General features: G+C 44.4%; 21 protein-coding genes and 1 other annotated feature. Of the genes, 10 read left to right on the top strand and 11 right to left on the bottom strand.

The annotated features are described in order from the left end of the window. Positions 1-8: 8 nt before the first annotated feature. A complete protein-coding gene (licA, locus tag MHB62_RS20010; protein ID WP_003227313.1) occupies positions 9-341 on the top strand; it encodes a PTS lichenan transporter subunit IIA in 333 nt (110 codons plus the stop codon). Then, the gene (licH, locus tag MHB62_RS20005) at positions 338-1,666 is read left to right on the top strand and encodes a 6-phospho-beta-glucosidase LicH (RefSeq protein WP_003244285.1); all 1,329 of its coding nucleotides are present in this window, start codon (positions 338-340) and stop codon (positions 1,664-1,666) included. Before licA ends, licH begins: the two co-directional genes overlap by 4 nt. Before the next feature lie 33 nt (positions 1,667-1,699). On the opposite strand, the gene MHB62_RS20000 is transcribed toward licH, so the two are convergent. The 7 genes from MHB62_RS20000 to MHB62_RS19970 all read right to left on the bottom strand — a co-directional run bounded on the left by MHB62_RS20000 (position 1,700) and on the right by MHB62_RS19970 (position 8,074). Next, positions 1,700-2,791: a branched-chain amino acid aminotransferase gene (locus MHB62_RS20000; protein WP_003244231.1), complete on the bottom strand. Its 1,092-nt coding sequence runs from the start codon at positions 2,789-2,791 to the stop codon at positions 1,700-1,702. 140 nt (positions 2,792-2,931) lie between these two features. Next, positions 2,932-3,690, bottom strand: coding sequence for an SDR family oxidoreductase (locus tag MHB62_RS19995; RefSeq protein ID WP_029726191.1), 759 nt, complete (start codon positions 3,688-3,690; stop codon positions 2,932-2,934). Positions 3,691-3,780: 90 nt separating this feature from the next. After that, complete coding sequence (gene dltD, locus MHB62_RS19990; RefSeq protein ID WP_003227323.1) at positions 3,781-4,959, bottom strand: D-alanyl-lipoteichoic acid biosynthesis protein DltD; 1,179 nt, start codon at positions 4,957-4,959, stop codon at positions 3,781-3,783. Then, positions 4,959-5,195 (bottom strand): D-alanine--poly(phosphoribitol) ligase subunit DltC, encoded by a 237-nt coding sequence (gene dltC, locus MHB62_RS19985; RefSeq protein ID WP_003227325.1) that lies wholly within the window; start codon positions 5,193-5,195, stop codon positions 4,959-4,961. Before dltC ends, dltD begins: the two co-directional genes overlap by 1 nt. Before the next feature lie 16 nt (positions 5,196-5,211). Continuing rightward, entirely contained in the window at positions 5,212-6,399 is a 1,188-nt protein-coding gene (gene dltB / locus MHB62_RS19980) for a D-alanyl-lipoteichoic acid biosynthesis protein DltB (RefSeq protein WP_015250914.1), read from the bottom strand. Further along, complete coding sequence (gene dltA, locus MHB62_RS19975; RefSeq protein WP_015250915.1) at positions 6,396-7,907, bottom strand: D-alanine--poly(phosphoribitol) ligase subunit DltA; 1,512 nt, start codon at positions 7,905-7,907, stop codon at positions 6,396-6,398. Before dltA ends, dltB begins: the two co-directional genes overlap by 4 nt. A gap of 17 nt (positions 7,908-7,924) precedes the next feature. Then, entirely contained in the window at positions 7,925-8,074 is a 150-nt protein-coding gene (locus tag MHB62_RS19970; protein ID WP_003227330.1) for a teichoic acid D-Ala incorporation-associated protein DltX, read from the bottom strand. Positions 8,075-8,223: 149 nt separating this feature from the next. On the opposite strand from MHB62_RS19970, the gene MHB62_RS19965 reads away from it, so the two are divergent. The 6 genes from MHB62_RS19965 (at position 8,224) to MHB62_RS19940 (ending at position 12,850) form a co-directional block, all read left to right on the top strand. Next, a complete protein-coding gene (locus MHB62_RS19965) occupies positions 8,224-8,358 on the top strand; it encodes a hypothetical protein (RefSeq protein ID WP_003227332.1) in 135 nt (44 codons plus the stop codon). Positions 8,359-8,520: 162 nt separating this feature from the next. Next, positions 8,521-9,456 carry a 1,4-dihydroxy-2-naphthoate polyprenyltransferase gene (locus tag MHB62_RS19960; protein WP_009968370.1) on the top strand — a complete coding sequence of 312 codons (936 nt, stop codon included), beginning with the start codon at positions 8,521-8,523 and terminating at the stop codon, positions 9,454-9,456. A gap of 141 nt (positions 9,457-9,597) precedes the next feature. Next, positions 9,598-10,230: a GTP pyrophosphokinase YwaC gene (gene ywaC / locus MHB62_RS19955; protein ID WP_003244564.1), complete on the top strand. Its 633-nt coding sequence runs from the start codon at positions 9,598-9,600 to the stop codon at positions 10,228-10,230. A 129-nt stretch (positions 10,231-10,359) separates the two neighbouring features. Further along, entirely contained in the window at positions 10,360-11,553 is a 1,194-nt protein-coding gene (locus MHB62_RS19950; protein WP_017697251.1) for an MFS transporter, read from the top strand. 6 nt (positions 11,554-11,559) lie between these two features. Further along, positions 11,560-11,943 carry a carboxymuconolactone decarboxylase family protein gene (locus tag MHB62_RS19945; protein WP_019712843.1) on the top strand — a complete coding sequence of 128 codons (384 nt, stop codon included), beginning with the start codon at positions 11,560-11,562 and terminating at the stop codon, positions 11,941-11,943. A gap of 46 nt (positions 11,944-11,989) precedes the next feature. Further along, positions 11,990-12,850, top strand: a complete 861-nt coding sequence (locus tag MHB62_RS19940) for a helix-turn-helix transcriptional regulator (RefSeq protein ID WP_211197316.1) — start codon at positions 11,990-11,992, stop codon at positions 12,848-12,850. Positions 12,851-12,898: 48 nt separating this feature from the next. Here MHB62_RS19940 and ywaD read toward each other — a convergent pair whose 3' ends face one another. The 3 genes from ywaD to ywaE form a co-directional block, all read right to left on the bottom strand. Further along, entirely contained in the window at positions 12,899-14,266 is a 1,368-nt protein-coding gene (ywaD, locus tag MHB62_RS19935) for an aminopeptidase YwaD (RefSeq protein WP_015250921.1), read from the bottom strand. A 155-nt stretch (positions 14,267-14,421) separates the two neighbouring features. Next, a complete protein-coding gene (tyrS, locus tag MHB62_RS19930; RefSeq protein ID WP_072692793.1) occupies positions 14,422-15,663 on the bottom strand; it encodes a tyrosine--tRNA ligase in 1,242 nt (413 codons plus the stop codon). A 41-nt stretch (positions 15,664-15,704) separates the two neighbouring features. After that, positions 15,705-15,919, bottom strand: a binding site (T-box leader). After that, entirely contained in the window at positions 15,914-16,429 is a 516-nt protein-coding gene (gene ywaE / locus MHB62_RS19925) for a tyrZ transcriptional regulator YwaE (RefSeq protein WP_019712840.1), read from the bottom strand. It overlaps the preceding feature by 6 nt. Positions 16,430-16,579: 150 nt before the next feature. Here ywaE and MHB62_RS19920 point away from each other — a divergent pair, with 150 nt between their 5' ends. Beyond that, a complete protein-coding gene (locus MHB62_RS19920) occupies positions 16,580-17,293 on the top strand; it encodes a TIGR02206 family membrane protein (RefSeq protein WP_019712839.1) in 714 nt (237 codons plus the stop codon). A gap of 109 nt (positions 17,294-17,402) precedes the next feature. Then, positions 17,403-18,263 (top strand): glycosyltransferase family 8 protein, encoded by an 861-nt coding sequence (locus tag MHB62_RS19915; protein WP_019712838.1) that lies wholly within the window; start codon positions 17,403-17,405, stop codon positions 18,261-18,263. 52 nt (positions 18,264-18,315) lie between these two features. On the opposite strand, the gene sacY is transcribed toward MHB62_RS19915, so the two are convergent. Further along, positions 18,316-19,158 (bottom strand): transcription antiterminator SacY, encoded by an 843-nt coding sequence (gene sacY / locus MHB62_RS19910; protein WP_003227349.1) that lies wholly within the window; start codon positions 19,156-19,158, stop codon positions 18,316-18,318. Between the last annotated feature and the right edge of the window lie 42 nt (positions 19,159-19,200).

Below are 19,200 nucleotides of genomic sequence, written 5' to 3'. Positions count from 1 at the left end.
TGAATCGCGTGAATGAGGAAATGGAACAAATCATTTTTCAAATCATCCTTCACGGAGGAAACGGTAGGAGCTCCGCAATGGAGGCCATTGCCGCTGCGAAAAGCGGTGACGCAGAAGAAGCGCGGAAAAAGCTTCAAGACGCTGCTGAAGAATTGTCAAAAGCCCATCATTATCAGACAGAGCTGATCCAAAATGAAGCGGGCGGAGAAAAGACGGAAATGACGCTTCTGATGGTTCATGCACAGGATCATTTAATGAATGCAATGACAGTGAAGGATATGGCTGCAGAGATCATTGAGTTATATGAAAAAATCACCGAGCAAAGGGGAGCAAGCATATGACAAAAGGATTGAAGATTGTAACGATTGGCGGAGGTTCAAGCTATACGCCCGAGCTAGTGGAGGGGTTCATTAAACGGTATGATGAGCTGCCTGTCCGTGAATTATGGCTTGTCGATATCCCCGAGGGCGAAGAAAAGCTGAATATTGTCGGCACACTCGCCAAACGGATGGTTGAAAAAGCTGGCGTCCCGATTGACATTCATCTTACGCTCGACCGGAGAAAAGCGCTGAAAGACGCAGACTTTGTCACGACCCAATTCCGCGTCGGACTTTTGCAGGCAAGAGCAAAGGATGAGCGCATTCCGCTAAAATATGGTGTAATTGGCCAGGAAACAAACGGCCCGGGAGGCCTGTTTAAAGGATTGCGCACAATTCCGGTCATCCTTGAGATCGCAAAGGACATAGAAGAGCTTTGCCCGAACGCTTGGCTTGTTAACTTCACAAACCCTGCCGGCATGGTAACAGAAGCCTTGCTTCGCTACTCCAACCTGAAGAAAGTCGTCGGTCTCTGTAATGTTCCAATCGGCATCAAAATGGGCGTAGCCAAAGCGCTTGATGTAGATGTGGACCGCGTAGAAGTCCAATTCGCCGGACTGAACCATATGGTATTTGGGCTGGATGTTTTCTTGGACGGCGTAAGTGTGAAGGAGCAAGTCATCGAGGCGATGGGCGACCCGAAAAACGCGATGACGATGAAAAATATCTCAGGCGCCGAATGGGAACCGGATTTCTTAAAAGCGCTCAATGTCATCCCTTGCGGCTATCACCGTTACTATTTCAAAACAAAAGAGATGCTGGAGCACGAACTGGAAGCATCACAAACGGAGGGCACCCGCGCTGAAGTCGTACAGAAGGTCGAAAAAGAGCTGTTCGAGCTTTATAAAGATCCGAACCTTGCGATTAAACCGCCGCAACTGGAAAAACGGGGCGGAGCTTACTACAGTGATGCAGCATGTAACTTAATCAGCTCCATTTATAATGATAAACATGACATTCAGCCGGTGAACACGATCAATAATGGTGCAATAGCGAGTATTCCAGACGATTCCGCAGTTGAAGTGAACTGTGTGATGACGAAAACCGGCCCTAAGCCAATTGCTGTCGGCGACTTGCCGGTGTCTGTCCGCGGCCTTGTCCAGCAAATCAAATCCTTTGAACGTGTCGCGGCAGAAGCGGCAGTTACAGGTGACTATCAAACTGCGCTCCTTGCCATGACGATTAACCCGCTTGTCCCGTCCGATACTGTGGCCAAACAGATTTTAGACGAAATGCTGGAGGCGCACAAAGCGTATCTGCCGCAGTTTTTCAACAAAATTGAAGCGTAAAAAAAGCCGGCCTGTAATGGGCCGGCTTTTTTCTTATTTGCTTTCAGTCAGCGCTGCGACTTCGGTCGTCCATCCGAATTCGTCTGCGACAGCGCCTTTTTGAATGCCTGTAATCGTGTCATATAGTTTTTTTGCGATTTCCCCTGTTTCACCGTTGTTGATCGAAAGTGTTTCATCCTGCCAAATCAGCTCGCCGACTGGGGAAATAACAGCTGCTGTACCAGTTCCGAAGGCTTCTTCAAGGATGCCGTCTTTATGGGCTTGGATGACCTCATCGATCGCAATTTTTCGTTCTGAAACTTGAAGGCCCCAATGCTTAAGCAAGGCGATGACTGAATTGCGCGTAATGCCTTCCAGGATGCTTCCGTTCAGCATCGGCGTTACGATTTCACCGTTGATTTTGAAGAAGATGTTCATGCTTCCTACTTCTTCGATGTATTTCTTCTCAATGCCGTCCAGCCAAAGCACTTGGGAAAATCCTTTCTCTTCGGCCACCTGCTGCGCTTTTAAGCTTGAAGCATAGTTCCCTGCGGTTTTGGCATTTCCTGTTCCGCCTTTTACCGCACGGACAAATTCACTTTCAACAGCGATTTTGACCGGCTTAATGCCTTCTTTGTAATAAGAGCCGACCGGAGAAAGAATGATCAAGAGCTTATACGTATGAGATGCCGCAACACCAAGGAAAGGCTCGGTTGCGATGATGAACGGACGGATGTAAAGGGACGTGCCCTCCGCATTTGGAATCCAGTCTTTATCAATTGCGACAAGCTGCTTTAAGCCTTCAAGAACCTGTTCTTCATCAATTTGCGGGATGCAGAGGCGGTCGTTTGATTGATTCAGGCGTTCCATATTTTTTTCCGGTCTGAAAAGCAGAACATGGTCATCCTCTGACACGTAAGCCTTTAACCCTTCAAACACGGTTTGGCCGTAGTGATAGACCATTGCAGCCGGATCCATTGATAAGGGTTGATAAGGAATGATTCTTGGATCGTACCAACCTTTATCTGCCGCATAGTCCATTACAAACATGTGGTCTGTAAACACTCTTCCGAACGAAAGCTGATTTGGGTCTGGTTTCGGTTTTTTTGTTGATGTTAATTCAACGCGAATCGTTTGTTTAGTCATGGTCAATCTCCCTGCTGTTAAATTGTTTATATTATCAAACTTATTTGAAAATAATTATATTCTATTGTATACCTTCAACAAATAATCGCAATAGGTTTGCTCAAATTTGTAAGAAATTCATATGAAAAAAGCAGGAGAAATTAATTCTCCTGCGTGTTCATATGCTCGAATAACCTGTCATAATCGGCGCGAGTGGCATCCCGAAGACCTTCAACACGTTCATTTGTAATCTCCTGTTTGCCTTCCTTCAAGCCGTCCAAGAAATATTGAACATATTCTTCAGATGAAATGCCCCGGTACGTCAGGCCTTGTTTATCGCGTGATTTTTGGTTTAAGCCCGTGTCCACCATAGGCGGTGCCATTTCAATCACTTCCACGCTCGTGTCGCGGAGCTGGTGTCTGAGCGTAAGCGAGAACGAGTGAAGTGCCGCTTTTGTTGCGCAGTACACCGGATAAACAGCTAACGGGTTAAACGCAAGCCCGGATGTGACCTGAACGATTGCCGCCTCGGGCTGCTTCATCAAATGAGGTGTGAAAAGGGCGGATAAATGGACAGGCGCTTGGAAATTAAGTTCAATTTCATCACCGTCCACAAAAAGCTCCTCTGTCCCTTTTTTAAAGTCAATTTCCTTTTGAATGCCGGCGTTGTTGACGAGAACATTCAAGTTCGGATATTCCTTTAAAGCCCATTCATACAATGCTTCCCGCTGCGAACGGTCTGCAACATCACATTGCTTTGTATGGATGTTTGGGAGCTGCTGCTTCGCTTCTGCAAGACGTGCTTCGCTGCGTCCGCAAATGATAACTTCATTGCCGAGCTCCAGCAGGCGCTTGGCCAGTTCAAGCCCGATGCCAGCAGAACCCCCTGTGATTAAAACCGTATTGCCTGTCATCTTCATTGGATGTAACACCTCTTAATTAAGTTGGCTGTGATTCCTTTACTATTTCAAATCTTAGCAGGAAATATGCAGCCGCGTCCTATGAGATGCTCAGGATGAAGTGACTTTTCCGGTTTTATAAAATTCGTCAATTGCTTTATCGACATACACCCAGCCTTTCCAGCCGATGTGAATGGTGTCTTTCATGAAATACGGGTCATATTCATGCCCTGAGAAATCAGCAACCTGGAAGCCCTTCGCTCTGATTTGTTTATTTACCTTTTTGTAATAGTCAGTGCGTCCTTTTTTCGGGAAGCCCGTGTAATCGTACCATTTCCCGTTAACAGGAATGGTGACAAACATAGGCTCTGCGCCCGCATCCTTCAGGATATCGAGCATCATTTCAAAGTCGCCATATTCCGGTGACACCGCATACGATCTTCCTTTGTTTTTCCCTTTCAGCTTAGGCACTTTCGGCTTCAGCTTTTTATAGACAGGGTTGTCGATGTGAAAATCGTTAGAACCGGAGTGGCGTTTGCCCGATTGATCCGCTAGTTTATTCAATTCAGACCATGACTTATCCTTTACTGACTGCGAGATATAGCGCTTTGGCCCGGATGATTCTGTCGTTGAATAATACAGATCTTTCTTTTCCAGCATGCTGTAATACACTTTCGCCGCCGGCTTCAGCGCGTTCACTTTCCACGTCTGGCCGTTTACCATTGCTTTGTACAGCTCAGAAAGAATGGCATCGTTTTGCACAGCCTTAAAGCGCAGCATGCGTTTCATCATTTTCTTTTTAATTTCAGGGTCGATCTGATCGTTAAATGCCAAATCAAGCCCTTGCAGCGCAGAATAGTTCGGCGCGAAATGCTGTTCATCAGACCCGCGCTTAATAAACCATTGCGGAGACACGATGAATACGATTTTTTTGCCCTTCAGCTGATCCATATGGGCAGCGAAGTTTAAAGAATGAATCAATGACTGGGATCCGCCTTTGCCGACAAGGTATGGCGTGAATCCCTCATTGTTTACTTGAAAATAATTAGATGGGTGGAACTCGTCCAGCCGGGAAAGCTCAGAAGACCCGTAAATCGGAAGATATGTCGGATCTTTGAGCATCTGATCTTGTAAATATAGCCCTTGAAACATACTCGGATTCAAGGCTGTTGCTGACTCTTTCACACGCTTATCGGTGATGAAGCCTGTCAGCCATGAAGATGGAATTGCGATGGCGCCTGCGAATAGAATAAACGCCAAAATAATTGGACCGAAAAAACGCTTTTTCATTATTTCAACTCAGACAGCTGATTTACAATGTTGTTAGGTGTATTCCAAACGTCCCGGTCAAATTCAGTGATCGGCACTAAAATATCAAAACGGTTTTCAATCGCAAGCAGCAATTCTACTGTTCCAAAAGAATCAAGCAAACCTTCTTCAAAAATTTCAATATCAGGATTTTCCTTTACGATGTCATCCTGGCAAACCTCTGCTAAAACGTCTAATACCTCTTGTTTAAAATCCATAGCTTTCTAATCTCCTTTAATGGTGGTGATGAAATGGTTTTCCTGAGAAAATATAAAACCCGAAGCAAACGAAATGGAATGTGATCACAATCGCGAGAATGGTTGTCCAGCAGTTGGACGGCAGCCATTTATATTTCTTATTCCACTTCTCGAAAAAGTTGTAACACGTCATCAGAACGGCATGATAGAGGCCGTAAATGATATATTGCGGCGCGAGCCCGTGCCAAACCCCCATCAGCATAAACAGCAGGAAATACCCGATGTTTGAGACGGCCATACGGTTTTTGATCCACTTTTTCTTAGTCATCCAAAATACGAATCTCATAAACACATAATCTCTGAACCAAAATGACAGAGACATATGCCAGCGATTCCAGAAATCTTTAATATTTTTACTGATAAACGGTTTATTAAAGTTTTCTGGTGATTTAATGCCCATAATGTAGCTGACCCCGACGGCAAACATCGTGTAGCCGGCGAAATCAAAGAATAAATACATGCTGTAGCCGTACATGTACAGCAGGTTCCCAAGAATCTTATTGTGCGTGATTGCGGGAAGATTCATGATGAAGTACGTATTGATCGCGTAGCCGATAATAAATTTATACAGGAAACCGATGAAGATTTTATGGATTCCCGTATACAACAGGTCGGCGTATTCTTCTTTCGTCCAAGCCTTCTGTTCATCCTTGACGAACCGGCGGTATCTGTCGATCGGGCCGGAGGAAATCGTCGGGAAAAACAGGATGAAATACAGCAGGCGGTGCAATGGCAGCTGTTCTTTCAGCAGTCCGTCTCTTGCTTCCATAATCAGCTGAACGCCTTTAAAGGTTAAATATGAAATCCCTAAAAAGCTGATCAGGTTATGCGGCGGATGATGCGGCTGCGGGTGTGAAAGAAACGGCCATATTTTTGACAGAAATAAAGGCAGAATAGACGCGATAACAGCTCCGCAAAAGACAAAGCCGCTGTTCGCTTTCTGCCGGTATGCCAGATAGCCGCTGATCAGGAGCACCTGCCATATTGTAAACAGGCACAGCGCGATGACCCCGTGTAAGTCGTGCGAAAAAATTAAAGCCAATATAATGATAGATATGAACATGTTGTATGCTTGAAATCTTTTTCCGTTTAAGCCGAGAATGATCGTCGGCAGAAGAAGAATGCCAAGCAGTATAAAGAATAAAAACGAGCTGTAGGGCGTCATACAAGAACCTCTTCGCCAATGCGTTTTCGGTCAATTTTGCCGTTAGCCGTCATTTGAATGTGATCCTGATAGATAAATTTTCTTGGGATCATATATGCCGGAAGAGAAGCGGCAAGCTCTTTTTTAATAGCGCTTGTCAGCTGGAATTCCTTCTCGAACTCATGCTCCTCAGGCACAATAGCAGCGATCAGGTACTCAACTGTTCCGTTTGGCTGATAAGGAATCACGACAGCAGAACGAACGTACTGTGACTGTCTGACATGGAACTCGATTTCCTCCAGCTCCATTCGATAGCCGTGAAGTTTAATCTGAAAATCCAAACGTCCTTGGCAGAAAATCTGACCGTCTTGAATAAAGCCGGCATCGCCAGTTCGGTATGCCCACTGGCCTTCATGAGAGAAAAACGCTTTTTCCGTCAGCTCTGGCTCACCAAGGTAGCCTCGGCTTACACTCGGCCCTGCAATGACGATTTCTCCTTTTTCTCCATCAGGAAGCGGCTGTCCCTCTTCATCCATAATAAAAATGTTCATATCTGGTTTGGCGAAGCCCACTGGAAGCGATTCGCTGCGGCTGATGACGTCATCCGTAATTTCAACCGATGTGACAGCCACTGTCGCTTCAGTCGGGCCGTACGTATTAAAAATCTTCGCTTTCGGAAAACGCTCAAGCAGCGCTTTTGCCACAGAAACCGGAAGAACCTCTCCGCAAAACATAAATGTGTCCGCATGAGGCAGCAGATCCTGTGAAAAACCTGGATCCATCAGGCACATTTGCACAAAGGAAGGTGTTGATGTCCACACATTCAGCCCGGACTTCTTCAGCTCTTCAAATAAGACTTTCGGCTTGTTCACAGCATCCTTTGTCACGCAATGTAAAGTCCCGCCTGATTGAAGGCACGGATATAGGTCCATGACAGACAAATCAAATGAGAACGGCGCTTGGTTTAAAAATATTTTTCCTCCGCTGACTGGAAAGTCTGCACAAATCCAGTCTGTGAAGCTTTGAAGATTCGCAGCGGAAATCTGCACGCCTTTCGGATTTCCTGTGCTTCCGGAAGTGTAAATGATATAAAACGTTTCGTGTTCTTTGACCCATTGATCTTGGCTGACAGAGCCGCCTTCGTTTTCCAGCAGTTCTTCCGCAGAAACTGTCTGAATCTGCTGGCCGACTGCATCAATTGAGAGTCCTGCTGCATGGATCAGCAATTCTGCTCCAGAGCTTTCGATAATTTTCGCAATCCGTTCGGACGGAATAGAAAGGTCAACCGGAATATAAGGATGTCCCGCTTTGACACTTCCCAAGAAGGAAACGATCATGTGCGGCTCCATGTGGCCGTACACAAGGATAGGAGATTTCTTTTCCCCAGAAATGCGTTTTTGGATCGCGGCAGCCGCGCGGTCAGACTGCTCCCATAATTCCTGATACGTGAGCGACTGGCCTTGAGAGCGGAAGGCATCGGTTTGCGGATAAGTTTCCGCATGTGTTTGAATAGCATGTAAAAGTTTCATAGTTATTCTCTCTCCAATTAGAAATCGTTATAAATATATGAACCGGTATTCGCGGTGTGAAAACCATACATAAAAAACAAAACAAGCAGTATCATCAAATAAAAGCCTGTATGACATGTCCACTTGACAGCGGGTTTTTCATACAGCTGTTTCATTAATTGCAGCATATCAAAAATTCCCTTCCCGTTTTTTCGACAATCACATGATTATTTGACGATCAGATGCTCAAAAAGTTTCATTTTTTCCCTAATCTCCCTCAAATTAATATATCGGCGTATGTTTTTGAAAATGAATCTTTATACCTGCAAGGGCAAGAATGGAATGTTTCGAGCTGATTCATAATAAAGGAAAAGATACCTGGAGTCAAAAGATCTTTTTAACTTTTAAAAAGTGTAATGTACTTAAAAAAATTTTTCTGTACCTGTTCGTTCAAGTGAAAGCAGAAACCTAATGAAATCAGGGCGAGAAGCGTATAATAAGAAAGAAAACGCCTTCTTGCGGTATCTTGTGAAATAAGGGAGAAGTCATTATGATAGATAAGGAAGCAAAAGGAGTTTTTTATTAAGCTGCCGGCTGAAAAAAAGTAAGCCTTTTAATAGAAAGGAAGAGGAAGATGAACCAAACAAATAAGGGTGAGGGTCAGACAGCGCCGCAAAAAGAAAGCATGGGGCAGATCCTTTGGCAGTTAACCCGTCCTCATACGTTAACCGCGTCGTTTGTGCCTGTGCTGCTCGGAACCGTTTTGGCGATGTTTTATGTGAAGGTTGATCTGCTGCTGTTTTTGGCTATGCTGTTTTCTTGCCTATGGATCCAGATCGCGACGAACTTATTTAATGAATACTATGATTTTAAACGCGGATTAGATACAGCAGAATCAGTCGGAATCGGAGGGGCCATTGTACGCCACGGAATGAAGCCTAAAACGATTTTGCAATTAGCTCTGGCCTCATACGGGATTGCCATTTTGCTCGGTGTCTATATTTGTGCGAGCAGCAGCTGGTGGCTTGCGCTGATCGGCCTTGTCGGCATGGCGATCGGCTACCTGTATACAGGCGGGCCGCTCCCGATTGCGTACACGCCGTTCGGTGAATTATTCTCAGGCATTTGCATGGGTTCGGTGTTTGTGCTGATTTCGTTTTTCATTCAGACAGATAAGATCAATATGCAGAGCATTTTGATTTCCATCCCGATTGCGATTCTTGTCGGCGCGATTAACCTGTCGAACAACATTCGTGATATTGAAGAGGACAAAAAAGGCGGACGCAAAACATTGGCGATTTTGATGGGGCATAAGGGAGCTGTTACTCTGTTAGCTGCGTCGTTTGCCGTCGCTTATATCTGGGTTGTCGGCTTGGTTATTACCGGTGCCGCAAGCCCATGGCTGTTTGTCGTCTTTTTGAGCGTGCCTAAGCCGGTTCAGGCAGTGAAGGGCTTCGTCCAGAACGAAATGCCGATGAATATGATTGTCGCAATGAAATCAACAGCCCAAACAAATACATTTTTCGGATTCCTGCTCTCGATCGGATTATTGATCAGCTATTTCCGATAATAAAAAAGACCGCTCGTTTCATGCGGTCTTTTTTTGTTACAATCGACCGCATTTTGTAAAAAAATTCATAGAACCTTGCAGCAGACAGGGACGTCTAGTACATGGACAGCGGATAAAGTTCCGTTAAAGGAGATGACGAACATGGATTTATCTGTAACACATATGGACGATTTAAAAACAGTAATGGAAGATTGGAAAAATGAGTTATTAGTTTATAAATTTGCGCTAGATGCGCTCGATACAAAGTTCTCAATTATCAGCCAGGAATATAACCTCATTCACGGACACAACCCGATTGAACATACAAAATCCCGTGTCAAAAGCTTTGAAAGCATCGTGAATAAGTTAATGAGAAAGGGCTGTGAGATTACGACGAAGGAAATGAAGGAGCATATTCACGACATTGCCGGCGTGCGCATCATCTGTTCCTTTATTTCTGACATTTATAATGTCGTGAATGTGTTGAAGCAGCATGAAGATTTGAGAATCGTAAAGGTAAAGGATTATATCCAGACACCCAAACCGAATGGCTATCGAAGCCTGCATTTAATCATTGAGATGCCTGTGAATTTAACGAACCGTGTGGAATACGTCAAAGCAGAAATTCAAATCCGGACAATCGCGATGGATTTCTGGGCGAGCCTTGAACATAAAATTTATTATAAATTGAACAATGACGTTCCTAAGCAATTAACAGATGAGCTGAAAGAAGCCGCGGAGATTGCCCATTACCTAGATGAGAAAATGCTGGGGATTAAGAAAGAAGTGGATTGATAACAAAAGCGAAGCCTGACAGGGTTTCGCTTTTTTTCTTTGCTTGCTAGTACTTTTTATACCAGTATAAACTCACTTCTGTTTCCAGGATTGAACCTGCTTTATCATGCATGAAGAAAGGGGGTAAACATGAACCATTCCATTTCATTATCGAGAGGTTTGATTTTTCTTATCGCGGTGACTAGCGGGTTTACGGTAGCTAATGTCTATATCAATCAAACATTGCTTGTCAGCATGGCAGGCACGTTTCATGTGACGCCGGCACAAGCTGGGATGATTGCTACATTGGCGCAGATTGGCTATGCGGCGGGGAACCTTCTGCTTGTTCCATTGGGAGATCTTTTTGAACGCCGCCGCTTAATTGTGAGCCTGCTATTCTTAGTGGGGGTTTGTTCGGCCGCTTCAGCGTTAGCTGTAAGCTTTCCATGGCTAGTCATCACAAATTTATTATTGGGATTCTTCACGATTATTCCTCAAATCCTTGTGCCGTTTGCGGCAGGTTTAGCAAATGACAGGAACAGAGGAAAAGTACTCGGAAACGTAGCCATCGGCTTGGTTTGCGGAATTTTAGGGGCGAGAGTGGTCAGCGGGGCGATAGATGCCCATTATGGCTGGCGCGTGATGTATTGGATTGCCTGTGCAGCAGCCGTCATCATTATGTTGATCATTCACTTCTGCTTTCCGAAAAGCAAAGGGACACATGCATTTCATTACGGAAAACTCATTTCTTCATTATTTCCGCTTTTGATCAAGGAGAAAGTGTTAAGAAAAGCATGTGTAAACCAAGGCTTCATGTTCGGCGCCTTCAGTTTATTTTGGACGACGTTAGTGTTTATGGTGAGTGAACCTCCATTCTCGTTTGGCAGCCAGACTGCCGGAACAATCGGTTTGGTGGGAATTGGCGGGGCTTTTGCAACTCCGCTGATCGGCCGGATTATTGATCAAAAAGGAGCTGCTTTTTCCAACAAGCTTTGTATGTCTTTTACCTTATTGTCATTTGTTTTATTAATGGCAGGCCAGACTTCATTGATTGTGATTGTATTGGGCGCTTTATTCATCACCATGGGCATTCAGGCGAATCAGGTGGCGTGTCAGGCGGAGATTTTCCAATTGTCGGCTGAAATGAGAAGCAGATTGAATGGCCTCTTTATGGTCAGCACGTTTTTAGGCGGCGCCTTGGGATCGTATGCAGGAGGTGCAGTCTGGATGCTGTTTCATTGGAACGGTGTTTGTATTCTGGGGATGATCATGGTCGGTATTGCCTTCAGTTCAAGGATTACCATAAATCGTACTACTAAAAAAACGATATTGGAAGGGAGATAGAAGCTGGTGCGAACAAGTGAACGTTATAAAAAAGGGTTAGATATTCTGAAACAAATTGATGAGGAGAACTATGAAGCGATCGTGGACAATTTTAAACATTCCATCGCTCCGGACCTTGGTGTGCTTGCCGTGGAGTTTAACTATGGTCAGATTTTTTCAAGACCAGGTCTTGATCTGAAATCCAGATTATTAGCAACCGTTGCTGGATTGACTGCATTGGGCAATACCCAGCAGCTAAAATTCTATATTAACGGAGCCCTGAATGTCGGATGGACACAAGAAGAACTCATAGAAGTCATGATGCAGATGATTATTTACTCAGGTTTCCCGAATGCACTCAATACCATTCTTCCTGTGGCCGCGGAAGTATTTGCAGAACGAAACAAATAATATAAAAACCTTCTCCTTTTTATGTAGAATACTAATAGGAAATTCTATGCAGAAGGAGAGTGTGTATGTGGACAGTATGGCAGAAAAACGGAAAGAGCTAGGGGAGTTTTTAAAACTTAAAAGGGCACAGCTTTCTCCGCAAGAGTTTGGATTGCCTATGGGCACCAGAAGGAAAACAACAGGCTTGAGAAGAGAGGAATTAGCCCAGCTGTCCGGTATAGGTGTCACATGGTACACATGGCTGGAGCAGGGAAGGGATATTCGGGTATCAACACAGGTACTGGAAAGCATATCGAGAGTGCTCAAATTGAATTATGAGGAAAAACGTCATGTCTTTCTGTTGGCTGGCCATCATGTTCCTTTAGATGATCAGGATGAAGATAATAAGAGCCTTCCTCTAGCTGTGCGGCACTTTATTGATCATTTAACCAATTGCCCTGTTTATGTGACTGACGAAAAGTGGGACGTTATTGCTTGGAACACAGCAGCTTGTGCTGTGTTCGGCAATTTTGGCCAAATGGGCAGTAAGGAAAGGAATGCCATATGGCGATGTTTCACCTCGAAGGAGTATCGGGATCTGCTTGACGACTGGGAAAGCCACGCCAAAAAACTTATCGCACAGTTTCGATCGACAGCCAGCCGGTTTCTTGGGGAAGCATGGATAAAAGAGCTGATCGATGAGTTAACTGAAAGAAGCCCGGAATTTAAAAAATGGTGGAACCACCACGAAGTATTAGGCACACACGCAGGAGAAAAAGTACTTCATCACCCGGCAGCCGGAACAATGGTGATGGAGCATATGACATTACAAATATATGACTCTCCTGATTTGAAACTGACCATTTATCGCCCGTTAGAAAAAGAAAATACAGTTGATAAACTGAAAGCTTTACTTATAGACGGCTAAACAGCTGATCATTATAAAAAAAAGACGGCACCCAAGTGCCGTCTTTTTTTATTTGATATCTTCAAAAATGTCAGATGCTTTCGCCTTCATTTGTTTCTTAATGGTTTTCGGTTTCTTCTCTTTTTTCACAGCCTCATAGACAGCGGCTGTCACAAGATCGCCTGCTTGCTGGAGGCGTTCTTTGCTGATATGTTCGATCGAGTCTTCAGGGGTATGATACCACGGCTCAACTTCTTCTGTTTCCGGGTCTCCCCAAATAAAGTTGGCGGAATCAATGCCGGCTTCGTGGAATGGCACATGATCAGATGATCCTCCCTGTGTCAGAGACAGGCTGTCAAATCCAATTTTTTCAGCAGCCGTATGACTGGATTCCCAAACATAGTTAGATTGGCCATCCAATGTGTTGACATACAGCTCAGACGCTTTTTCCCAGCTTGTGCCTACCATGTCTAAGTTGAAGTTCACTTCACTTCGTTTCAGCTCTTTTTCCGATAGATGATCTACATAGTGAGAGGAGCCGAGCAGGCCGAGCTCTTCGGCGCCGAAAGCGATAAAGCGGATTTCTTTATCAGATGGAACGCTTTTTAAGACACGCGCCATCTCCAGCATAACAGAGGTTCCTGAGCCGTTGTCATTTGCCCCGGGTGAAAAAGGAACACTGTCGTAATGGGCCGTCACGTACACAATGTCTGGATGTTTGATGTTCTTTGGTTTTTTGATTCCGATGATATTCTGGGAGGTTTGGTTTGTGAATGCTTTTAGTTTTAAGGTGGCTTCTTTTTGCTGGGTAAGTGCTTCGCCGTCTTCTTTCTTAATGCCGACGACCGGAATGCCGACTTTATTTCCCGACAGGTTTGGCGTCATAGGCACGAGGCTTTCTTTGTTGTTATAAATGATGACAGCTTTTGCTCCGGCGGCTTCGGCATTTTTGGCTTTCTCGTAATAAGTCAGGTCTCCTCTGGAAATCAAGGCGATTTTGCCCTTGACGTCAGCGGTAAAGTCCTTTTGATAGCCCAATCCCGCATTGTAAAGCGGGGCCGTCAGCCCTTGTTCCTCAGTCGGAGCTGAGCCGGACGCCGCTTGGAGAAGAATATCGCGTCCTGCTGAAGACAGTGTTCCCTCAAGCCGGTCAGGAATGTTGAATCGTTGAACCTTCACATCAAGCTTTAATTTTCTCAAGGATGAGGCGATCAATAGGGCGCTCTTTTTTTCAGCTGCAGTTCCGGCTATTCTGGGGCCGATTGCTTCACTTAGCTGAGAAATGGTAGAGTACGCATGCTTTGCTTTGAATGGAAGCTCGCGCTCGCTATTTGATATTTGTAAAGCGTGCGCGGCAGGGGTGACACTCTGTGCCGGCAAGAGCAGTGTGCCGGCAGTTAAAACAGCCATCGTCATGACAGTCAAAAGCTTTTTCATCAAAAATAAACCTCCCCTAAATGTATGGTTGGGGAATATTTCGGGATGCTAAAGGAGTTTCCTGCAAGATGAAGAGCGTTTTTGAAAAGACAGTGCTTTATACCTGCAAAAAAACGCTTATGAATGAAGGGTCATAAGCGTTTCGGAATATCAAACTATTGGAGCTTTAAAAACTTGCGTTTGCCGACTTGGATGATCATATTCTCTCTTATCTCTGCTTTGGCGTGAATATCTGTTATTTTCTCTCCGTCGATGCGTACACCGCCGTTTTGAATCATGCGGCGCGCCTCGCTCTTTGAAGAGAGGAGCTTTAGCTTGACGAGCAGATCAATCATCGCTATCGTTTTTTCGCCTTTCCAGTTTACGGCCGGTATATCTTCCGGCAGGCTGTTTTCCTGAAAGACTGTTTTAAACGAGTGTTCGGCAGCTTCTGTTGCTTTCTCTCCGTGATACATTCGGACGATTGTTTTGGCTAAAAGCATTTTGGCATCACGCGGATGAACGGCGCCGGTTTCTAAGTCTTTTACGAGCTGTTTTTTCTCTTCAAGCTCTAAGTCTGTCGCCAAGTGGATGTATTTTTTCATCAGGCTGTCGGGCAGTGACATCGTTTTTCCGTACATGTCGTTTGGATGTTCGTTAATGCCAATGTAGTTGTGTTTCGACTTCGACATTTTCTCGACGCCATCCAAGCCTTCCAAGAGCGGCATAAGGATGACGACTTGTTTTTCTTTGTTGTATCGTTCTTGGAAATGCCGTCCCATGAGAACATTGAAATGCTGATCCGTTCCGCCTAGTTCAATATCACTTTCGAGAACGACAGAATCATATCCCTGCATCAATGGGTAAAAGAATTCATGCAGTGAGATTGGTTTTTGCATGGCGATGCGTTCTTCAAAGTCGTCGCGCTCCATCAGGCGGGCTACCGTTATTTTCCCTGCTAATTCAATGACATCTTCCAGATTCAATGTTTTCAGCCATTTTGAGTTATAGTGAAGCTCGACTTTTTCTGGATCAAGCACTTTTCCGAATTGCTCAAAGTAGGTTTTGGCATTGTGCTGAACTTCTTCATCAGTCAGTTGCTTTCTGTCTGCCGATTTTCCGGTCGGATCACCAATTTTTCCTGTGAAATCCCCAATTAACAGCTGGACAATGTGGCCGTTTTCTTGAAATTGGCGAAGCTTATTTAACACAACCGTATGGCCCAAATGTACATCCGGTGCAGACGGATCTAATCCGAGCTTAATTTTAAGCGGCGTGCCCGTGGAAATTGATTTCACGAGCTTTGCCTTTAATTCCTCCGGCGGTATGACTTCGTGGGCGCCTGTCATGTATAGCTGAAGCTGTCTTTCTACCTCTTTTTGCTGTGACGCTGTGAGCTGCTCAAATGTTCTCATCATTTTTCCTCCTTTTTTACAAACACAAAAAAGAGCCCATCCCGATAAGGGACGTGGCTCAATGCACGCGGTACCACCCTGGTTGAAGACATCGTCTTCCGCTCATTCGAATAACGGTTTCCCGTTCTTTGCTACCTTTAAGGTTCACAAAGAAAGCTCGGGGAGGTAATTCACGTTTGCTGTGTGCCGGCTCGCACCTTCCGCCGGCTCTCTGAAACAGGGAGACAAACCGCTACTGGATTCCCGTCAAAGCTTATGTTGTATGAAGATTGTCAGCTACCTTTCTAAGCAGCCCTGTCAATATTTTCTGTTCGTCCTTCGTCATTCCCGCAATGAGCTCTGTTTCCCCTTTGTGAAACTCCGGGTAGAGTTCTTCGATCGCTTGTTTGCCGGAATCGGTGATAGAGACAAACACGAGTCGCCGATCTCTTGTGTCGATGCTTTTACGGCAAAAATTCTTTTTTTCGAGCGTTTTGATCACGTTGCTTGCTGTAGCTGTAGATATCCCTGACAGCTCAGCGATTTTTCTCGTTTCGAGCGCTCCCCATACCCATAGATCATAAAGAATGGAGAAAGCGGTCCAAGAAAGGTTATAGGAAGAAAGAACCTCAGTCTCCATTTTGACACGGAGCCTTTGTGCAGACCGATACAGATTCGTAGCGATCGAAATGGCTTCCAGGTTGAGTGACTCGACGGGCATTTGTTTGAGCTTAGAAAGTGTATCGTGTTCTTCCTTCCGAAGCTGCTGATGTTGATGTGAACGTTCCATTTTTTAGGCCTGCCTTAAATTATCAGAATCATTAGCTATGAAACGAATTGTAACAGAGTCTGATGTGAACTTCAAGCCCATATATCGGTTGAATAAAAAAAGCCCAAACAACGCCAAAATAAACAAAAACCCGCAAACGGGGGTGCAGTTTTGCAAAAATATGTTCAATCCGTCTATAAGCATGATCCGTTTCATCTGTTTTCGACAGAGCACGTAGTGACGTTAGCGATTATCGCCCTTTTGGCCATTCTGTTGTTTTTGTTCCAAGAGGGGGTCAAGCAGCCGAGGGCCAGCCGGTTTTTGCGTTCTCTGTTTGTGTTTCTTTTGCTTGGTTCGCAAATCGGCTATCAAATATGGATGGTCGCCACGGGCAGGTGGTCGGTGCGCACTTCATTGCCTCTCCAGCTTAGTGACCTGTCGGTGTATTTGTCAGCTATTATGTTAGTGACAAAAAGCAGAAAGCTGTTTGTGTTTTTGTTTTTTGCCGGCATCGGCAGTTCGATTCAGGCTCTTGCCACTCCTGACCTCGGAATGTTTTCATTTCCGCATATCCGATATATCCTCTTTTTTATTTCTCACGGGTCTGTGTTTTTATCCTGTCTGCTGATGGCTGTGATTGGCACCTACAGAATGGGCCAGCGCTCGTTATGGGTGACAGTCCTGCTTGTTAATGTGTACGGCGTCTGTATTTTCCTGATTGATCGCTGGCTTGGCGCGAATTATATGTATTTGACGAAAAAACCGGGCGGATCCTCTCTCTTAGATGTTCTCGGGCCATGGCCGTGGTATATCGTCTCGGCTGAAGGCATCACAATCGCAAGCTTTTTCATTCTTTATTGGCTTTATCGCATCTTCAAAAAATGACACCTTTTTTGTTGTATCACACATTCTGTTTAAAAAAATGTCGGAGAACGTGTTTATTTTTTTGAAAAAGGGTATGTAACTTGTACAACAAAAAGGGAGATGAATACCATTGAGGAAAGATGAAATCATGCATATCGTATCATGCGCAGATGATAATTATGCTCGTCATTTAGGTGGGATGTTCGTTTCTTTATTGACTAACATGGATCAGGAGAGAGAGGTAAAATTATACGTCATTGATGGCGGAATTAAGCCTGATAACAAAAAAAGACTGGAAGAAACCACTTTGAAATTCGGAGTGCCGATTGAGTTTTTAGAAGTGGATACCAAAATGTATGAACATGCGGTAGAGAGCAGCCATATTACAAAAGCCGCGTATTACCGCATTTCGATTCCCGACATAATTAAGGATGAAAGCATCAAACGAATGATTTACATCGATTGTGATGCGCTTGTCCTAGAGGATATTTCTAAGCTATGGGACTTAGACATTGCGCCATACACCGTAGCCGCTGTTGAGGATGCGGGGCAGCATGAACGCCTGAAAGAAATGAACGTCACTGATACAGGGAAGTATTTTAACTCAGGTATCATGATTATTGATTTTGAGTCTTGGAGAAAGCAAAACATCACAGAAAAAGTCATCAACTTTATCAATGAACACCCAGACGAAGACTTTCTTGTGCTGCATGACCAAGATGCACTGAATGCGATCTTGTATGATCAGTGGTATGAACTTCATCCGCGCTGGAACGCTCAAACCTATATCATGTTAAAGCTGAAAACCCCATCTACTCTGTTAGGGCGGAAGCAATATAATGAAACAAGAGAAAACCCGGCAATCGTGCACTTCTGCGGCGGAGAAAAGCCTTGGAACTCCAATACAAAACATCCGTATCGCGATGAGTATTTCCATTACATGTCCTATACGAAGTGGAATACGATTGGGAATCCGGCGATCAACCAATAATACAGATATAAAAAAACGCTTTTGAGATGATCAAAAGCGTTTTTTGTTTGTCTCAGCGTGCGACTGACCGTTGGTAGAACCGCTGAATATGCATGGCGATGTAGCACAATTCTTTTTCAGGAAATTCAAAGCCGTATTCCTTCTTCACAAAGGTGCCGATGCTTAGGGCACACAGGAAGGCATCCTTAAACTTCTCTTTAATGATGTCGATCATTTCTGCGTCCAGCTCGTAAATGGATTCGCCTGCTTTGATATGCTGAATGGCAAAGCGGAGATGGGTCACAAGCCGTTCATAAGAGATGGTATCTTCAACGATATTAATAGACAGTTGAATTTCGATAATCTCGATAATATCACGGATCATTGTTGTAATATCAAGCGTTTGTGTCATATCGCCGGCATTGTTTCTTGCTGTGTGGATATGCATGGCGATATTGCCGATTTCATCATCAGGAATGTGAATCCCCAGTTTATCTTTAATCAGTGTTCTGGCCCATAAGCCGATCTGGAACTCCTTTGGATAAAGGACTTTGATTTCATTCAGCAGCGGATTTTTGATAACCATCCCATTGCTCAGGCGTTCAATCGCAAAAGAAAGATGGTCTGAAAAAGCGACATGAATGCGCTCGTTGATTTTGATGTTCAGCTCTTTTTCGGCATGAGAGATAATTTGCTCAGAAATCTGAATGTGGTCTTCAGGCAATGTTTCTAAAATCTCTTCGAACTGCTTATAGTCAGGTGTATCTTTTCTGATAAAGGTTTTTTCTATTTTTGACGGATCGACAATATCATTCTTCTTTTTGTTAAACGCAATTCCTGCACCTAAGAGAATCTTCTCTTCATTTTGATCCTTTACGACGATAGCATTATGATTTAAGATTCTTTTAATTTTCATAGCTTTTTTGTCCTTTCATCCCCCGTTTTATGAATGAAATCG

It is taken from the genome of Bacillus sp. FSL K6-0255 (assembly GCF_045040725.1).
In the GTDB taxonomy this organism is placed as follows: domain Bacteria; phylum Bacillota; class Bacilli; order Bacillales; family Bacillaceae; genus Bacillus; species Bacillus subtilis.
The sequence above is the reverse complement of the archived record's forward strand: the minus strand, read 5'-3'. Positions and strand labels throughout refer to the sequence as shown.

Excerpts from the sequence above, each read along its gene's own strand:
- dltB (WP_015250914.1), bottom strand. The coding sequence starts at position 6,399 with ATGACGCCCTACAGCTCGTTTTTATTCTTTATACTGCTTGGCATTCTT.
- ywaE (WP_019712840.1), bottom strand. The coding sequence starts at position 16,429 with ATGGAACGTTCACATCAACATCAGCAGCTTCGGAAGGAAGAACACGAT.
- MHB62_RS19950 (WP_017697251.1), top strand. The coding sequence starts at position 10,360 with ATGAACCATTCCATTTCATTATCGAGAGGTTTGATTTTTCTTATCGCG.
- licH (WP_003244285.1), top strand. The coding sequence starts at position 338 with ATGACAAAAGGATTGAAGATTGTAACGATTGGCGGAGGTTCAAGCTAT.
- sacY (WP_003227349.1), bottom strand. The coding sequence starts at position 19,158 with ATGAAAATTAAAAGAATCTTAAATCATAATGCTATCGTCGTAAAGGAT.
- MHB62_RS19960 (WP_009968370.1), top strand. The coding sequence starts at position 8,521 with ATGAACCAAACAAATAAGGGTGAGGGTCAGACAGCGCCGCAAAAAGAA.
- tyrS (WP_072692793.1), bottom strand. The coding sequence starts at position 15,663 with ATGATGAGAACATTTGAGCAGCTCACAGCGTCACAGCAAAAAGAGGTA.
- ywaC (WP_003244564.1), top strand. The coding sequence starts at position 9,598 with ATGGATTTATCTGTAACACATATGGACGATTTAAAAACAGTAATGGAA.
- dltC (WP_003227325.1), bottom strand. The coding sequence starts at position 5,195 with ATGGATTTTAAACAAGAGGTATTAGACGTTTTAGCAGAGGTTTGCCAG.
- MHB62_RS20000 (WP_003244231.1), bottom strand. The coding sequence starts at position 2,791 with ATGACTAAACAAACGATTCGCGTTGAATTAACATCAACAAAAAAACCG.
- ywaD (WP_015250921.1), bottom strand. The coding sequence starts at position 14,266 with ATGAAAAAGCTTTTGACTGTCATGACGATGGCTGTTTTAACTGCCGGC.
- MHB62_RS19965 (WP_003227332.1), top strand. The coding sequence starts at position 8,224 with ATGGAATGTTTCGAGCTGATTCATAATAAAGGAAAAGATACCTGGAGT.
- MHB62_RS19970 (WP_003227330.1), bottom strand. The coding sequence starts at position 8,074 with ATGCTGCAATTAATGAAACAGCTGTATGAAAAACCCGCTGTCAAGTGG.
- dltA (WP_015250915.1), bottom strand. The coding sequence starts at position 7,907 with ATGAAACTTTTACATGCTATTCAAACACATGCGGAAACTTATCCGCAA.
- MHB62_RS19940 (WP_211197316.1), top strand. The coding sequence starts at position 11,990 with ATGCAGAAGGAGAGTGTGTATGTGGACAGTATGGCAGAAAAACGGAAA.
- dltD (WP_003227323.1), bottom strand. The coding sequence starts at position 4,959 with ATGAAAAAGCGTTTTTTCGGTCCAATTATTTTGGCGTTTATTCTATTC.
- MHB62_RS19995 (WP_029726191.1), bottom strand. The coding sequence starts at position 3,690 with ATGAAGATGACAGGCAATACGGTTTTAATCACAGGGGGTTCTGCTGGC.